The organism is Psychromonas sp., from assembly GCF_983033635.1.
Genome location: NZ_CEZLMY010000094.1, coordinates 3,997 through 8,877 on the forward strand (window position 1 = coordinate 3,997; position 4,881 = coordinate 8,877).

5 protein-coding genes are annotated in these 4,881 nt (G+C 40.1%); 2 read left to right on the forward strand and 3 right to left on the reverse strand.

What is annotated here, in order from left to right:
* Window positions 1-599: 599 nt before the first annotated feature.
* Window positions 600-1,529 (reverse strand): ribosome biogenesis GTPase YlqF, encoded by a 930-nt coding sequence (gene ylqF, locus AC4GME_RS12295; protein WP_490376908.1) that lies wholly within the window; start codon window positions 1,527-1,529, stop codon window positions 600-602.
* A gap of 147 nt (window positions 1,530-1,676) precedes the next feature.
* Here ylqF and AC4GME_RS12300 point away from each other — a divergent pair, with 147 nt between their 5' ends.
* Complete coding sequence (locus AC4GME_RS12300) at window positions 1,677-2,009, forward strand: YajD family HNH nuclease (protein WP_490376909.1); 333 nt, start codon at window positions 1,677-1,679, stop codon at window positions 2,007-2,009.
* 49 nt (window positions 2,010-2,058) lie between these two features.
* Here the strand turns inward: AC4GME_RS12300 and AC4GME_RS12305 are convergent, their stop codons facing one another.
* Entirely contained in the window at window positions 2,059-2,928 is an 870-nt protein-coding gene (locus tag AC4GME_RS12305) for a flagellar protein MotY (RefSeq protein ID WP_490376910.1), read from the reverse strand.
* Window positions 2,929-3,057: 129 nt separating this feature from the next.
* Between AC4GME_RS12305 and rnt the strand changes: the two genes are divergently transcribed.
* Complete coding sequence (gene rnt / locus AC4GME_RS12310; protein ID WP_490376911.1) at window positions 3,058-3,678, forward strand: ribonuclease T; 621 nt, start codon at window positions 3,058-3,060, stop codon at window positions 3,676-3,678.
* A gap of 455 nt (window positions 3,679-4,133) precedes the next feature.
* On the opposite strand, the gene AC4GME_RS12315 is transcribed toward rnt, so the two are convergent.
* A partial coding sequence (locus AC4GME_RS12315; RefSeq protein WP_490379465.1) for a methyl-accepting chemotaxis protein occupies window positions 4,134-4,881 on the reverse strand: 748 nt, incomplete at its 5' end.

Here is a 4,881-nt window from a genome sequence, read left to right on the forward strand (position 1 = left end):
TGCCACAGGCGATAGAAAGACGTACTCGAGAAATTCGCTTTGCTTTCGATGATATTAAAATCACAGGCGGCACACAAATGACAGAACTCATATAACCGCCACAAAGAATGTTGAAATAGTTGCACCCTTCGGTGCGCGGGGGCTTTTTAGTTCTCGCGCACCGTTTTTTTTACAGTCTTATATTTATAAAAACATCCTGTTGTCGCTGCAAGTGTAAATCTTATACCAATCCTCTTAATGCTATGCTCTATTTGTGGAAGTTTGACGAATTGAACGCCAGTTCTGGTTTATGAGCGGTAAGCTCTGCGAACCCTGGTTCTTCAGTCGCGCCTATGATATTACGTGGTTAAAACCACACTTCCAAAAACAAAAATAGATCAGTTAATTTTGCGGATTGCTATTATTACGGTCAGCATAGTGTCTGACAGAGAAAAATTAATGAGTGATAGGCCTTAGTGAAGGGAAGGGGGATCATAAGTTAAAAGAAATTGAGTCTGGAGAGAAGGGCCATAAAGACCCTGTTTTTCAGTGTCGCAAAGCAATTGCGAGCCCGGTTTAAGTTAATCAGTTTATAAAGTTAACGCGTTGGCGCTAATATCTTAACGGCGTTTATATTTACGTTTTCTCGATTTTTTCTTTTCTACTTTATTTTCAGCCTGATCTGCCATCAGTTTTGCAACTGCAATTTTTTCAACGATTGCCATTTCCGGTGTTTCAACACTTAATGGGCCAAGCGCACCAGAGCGCAGTTCATTTAATAAAATGGTTGATACTTTGTAAATATCAAAATGCCCACCGGCACGTAAACAGCCTCGACGTAGTGCAATTGCTTCCATCAGTTCATGATCGCTTTGCGGCAGAGTTTCCAGTTCATAACGTTCTTTTAAACGCTCTGGATAGTTTTCTAAAAGGTATTCGGCTGCATAATAGGCGATATCTTCATATTCAATCGCAGTATCTTTGATCGCGCCGGTTACTGCAAGGCGGTAGCCGGAATTTACATTTTCAATTTTAGGCCATAAAAAACCGGGTGTGTCCGACAGCATAATGCCGCTTGGTAAACGAATACGCTGCTGCTGTTTGGTAACGGCCGGTTCATTACCTGTTTTGGCTATAATTCGGTCCGCTAAAATATTGATAATGGTTGATTTACCTACATTGGGAATGCCCATAATCATGGCTCGGATCTGTTTATCCTGGCTTAAACGGTTGGGTAACATCTGCTGACATAGTTTAGTTATCTGATGAACCTGTTCCGGTTTACTGGTGGTGATAGCAAGTGCTTTAATGCCCTGCTCCTGCTCTAAATAAGTTATCCATTGCTCGGTTATTGCAGGATCGGCTAAATCTGATTTATTAAGGACTTTGATACAGGGCGTTTTTTCGCGAATATGAGAAATTAATGGGTTTTCACTACTGTATGGGATACGCGCATCAACAACTTCAATAATGATATCAACTTGCGGTAATACCTCTTTGATCTCTTTGTGTGCTTTGTGCATGTGCCCGGGAAACCACTGAATCGCCATATTTAAAATTACTCATTTAAAAAAGAAGCCATTTTAACAGGCTTTAGCTTGAGTTGTGGCAATATTTTACGACTTGTCTATTCACTACTGAAGGCGTTACAGCTAAAATATAGCCATATTTAAATAAATTTAACATTGAAGGCAACGATGGCTTATATTCCAGGCAATTATAAAAGTTTAGAAAGTGATTATCGTGATAAAGCATTAAAACTATTTCCATGGGTTTGCGGGAAATGCGCACGTGAATTTGTTTATTCTAATTTGAAAGAGTTAACGGTTCACCATATGGACCATGACCATAGTAATAATCCTGCAGATGGTAGTAACTGGGAACTGTTATGTATTTATTGTCATGACCATGAGCATGATAAATATACCCAGGCAGATTTGTACGGTAGTACGGTTGAGGCGGGGGATGATTTACAAGCTAGCGCGACGTATAACCCGTTTGCTGATTTGATGAGTAAAATGAAAAAATAGTTTAAGACGTGTATCCCAAACTTACCTTTTCAAGTGGTTTGGGATAACGTTAAATTTCTTCCCTTTCAATTGAAATAACCACTCGACGGTTTTGCATGCGGCCCAATACATCCCGGTTATCCGCAACATGGTGTTTTTCACCATAGCCCGTCACCTGAATCTTTTCATCATCCATACCCAGTTGTGCAAGATATTCTTTTACTGATGTTGCACGTTGTTCTGATAATTGCTGATTGTGGTAACGCCCACCGTAGCTGTCTGAATAACCTGAAACAAGAACGACACTAATATTTTCATCATGCTTGATATAATCACCAATCATCTTCAAACGTTTTTTGGAAAATGTAGTTAGTTTTATGCCATTTTTATTGTATTTAAGTATGCTGTAAGCGATATCATCAAAATTATAGGGTAGTAATTGATCAATACAGTCATTGAACTCATCGTAACTGTTATTAAAGTTAACAGATGAAAGACCAATTGCGGTTATCTGGTCTTTGTTATACCAATCCTTAAAATAAAAAGTAGGGTATTGGCCTGACTCTAATTCATTTAACATACGCCAAGCGCTTTGGCGGGTGACATAACCATCAAATTGCTGATGGAATTTAACGGTATCAATTTTTTCACTGCCGTTACCAGGACGCCACTGTGGCGGTACTGATTTCAATGTAGCCATGCGTGTTTTAGGCATCGCCTGTCTGCTGTGTAATATAAAATCCAGGTTGATCTTCTTACTTGCTCTTGCTTCAAAATTAGCCTGACCATAACGTGGAATAGGGTGCTCTAGGGTGCACTGAATTGGTGTGGCATTAGAGATATACCAGAGTGAGTTATCAATGTCTGCAGAGTAGCTTTTATTGGCTGCATAAGAATAATTAAAGCAAAACAGCAATGTAATAAAGATGATTTTTTTCATAATTCGGCTCGTTATATTAAGACGTCTTAGTAAATATCGGCAACTCAAGATATTTCTTTAGCTAAATTTATGCTGTTTATCTCTCTTTCTGGCATAATTGCGATTCTTTTTTTGATCTTTGAGTAAACTATGGAAAATTTATTGGCCGCGCGTTTTCGTGGTTATTACCCTGTTATTATTGATATCGAAACTTCTGGTCTGAACTCTCAAACAGATGCAATACTGGAAATCGCAGCTATTTTACCTGCGATGGATGAGCAAGGTTACCTTTATTGTGCAGAGAAAATTCATTTCCATGTGCAGCCTTTTGAAGGTGCAAACTTAGATCCTAAGGCGTTAGAGTTTACCGGCATTGATCCCTTCAACCCTTTGCGTGGTGCTGTCGATGAGCGAGAAGCGTTAACTGAGATATTCAAGTTAGTACGCAAACATCAAAAAGATAATAAGTGTAACCGTTCTATTTTGGTTGCACATAATGCCTCATTCGATCAAGGCTTTATTAATCAAGCGACATTACGTTGTAATTTAAAACGCGTGCCGTTTCATCCTTTTGCGAGTTTTGATACTGCAAGTATGGCTGGATTGACGTTAGGACAAACTGTACTTGCTAAAGCTTGTGAGCAAGCAAAAATCCCCTACGACAATAATGAAGCACATTCCGCTTTATATGATACAGAAGTAACTGCACAACTGTTTTTCTATATGGTTAACAAATGGAAAGCATTGGGCGGTTGGCCTATCAACCCCTAGGTGGTTTTAAACAAACCATAAATAACGGCTTTAAATGGTAAGTAAGTGTTTACACATTTGTAATGTGTATACCCAAGCCACCTCAAGATGCAGGAATCAGCAAGTCGATAAATGATGAGATTCTAGGCAGAAGGTTGATGATCTAGTCACTCTAAATCAAAACCTTCTAACAACGAAGATCATCGTTTATCGCCTTGCCCTTCGGGAGTTTCGCCCGAAAGCTAGCACTGCGTTGCAACACTTGAAAAGGGAATAACCATTCTCATCATGTTGCGTCTTGTTCTAGCATCCTGGCGAAGCTCTGAATCTGCATCTTGAGGTCGTTTGGGTATATATGCTTGAAACTAGCTTGTTAGCACAAAAAAAATGCCACTCTTGAGTGAATGGCATTAGCTATATCGTTTGTTTGATAAGGGTATTAAATAAGAGTCTTAATTAGTACCCTTGCTCCTTAGTTAAATGACAAACTGGTTTACTTCATCGTTAATCACCTTGCCGATATCCGATAATTTTTCACTGGTTTTTACTGTTTCATTGGCAGCTACATTGGTAACTTCAGTTGCATCTGAAATATTCACAATATTACGGGCAATCTCTTCAGTAACGTTGGTTTGCTCTTCTGACGCAGTGGCTATCTGAATATTCATCTCAGAAATGCGCGATACAGAGCCTGAAATTCGAACCAGAGATTCGCCAGCTTCCCCAGCTTTTTGTACGCTAATATCACTGGTTTTCCGGCTTTCTTTCATCGATTCAACTGCACGTCGAGCACCGTCTTGTAAGCTTGCAATTTTGGAGTTGATCTCTTCAGTGCTCTCTTGGGTTTTACCTGCAAGGTTACGTACTTCATCTGCAACAACTGCAAAACCTCGCCCTTGTTCACCAGCACGAGCCGCTTCAATGGCCGCGTTCAAAGCGAGAAGGTTAGTTTGATCTGCAATGCCTTTAATAACATCTAATACCGTACTGATATCTGTTACTTCATGTTCCAGTTCGCCAATAACTTGCTCTGCGGTCGCGAGATTATCTGCCAGGCCTTGAATTGATGAGATTGCTTCATCGACCACTTTATTGATTACTTGACCTTCATTATCAGCATCTTGGGCCGCTTCTGCCGCGCCTTGTGCATTAACCGCAATTTGGCTTGCCGCCGCAGACATTTCCGCCACGGCAGTTGCTACCTGCTCTGTTTCATGTCGTTGC

Excerpts from the sequence above, each read along its gene's own strand:
- ylqF (WP_490376908.1), bottom strand. The coding sequence starts at position 1,529 with ATGGCGATTCAGTGGTTTCCCGGGCACATGCACAAAGCACACAAAGAG.
- AC4GME_RS12300 (WP_490376909.1), top strand. The coding sequence starts at position 1,677 with ATGGCTTATATTCCAGGCAATTATAAAAGTTTAGAAAGTGATTATCGT.
- rnt (WP_490376911.1), top strand. The coding sequence starts at position 3,058 with ATGGAAAATTTATTGGCCGCGCGTTTTCGTGGTTATTACCCTGTTATT.
- AC4GME_RS12305 (WP_490376910.1), bottom strand. The coding sequence starts at position 2,928 with ATGAAAAAAATCATCTTTATTACATTGCTGTTTTGCTTTAATTATTCT.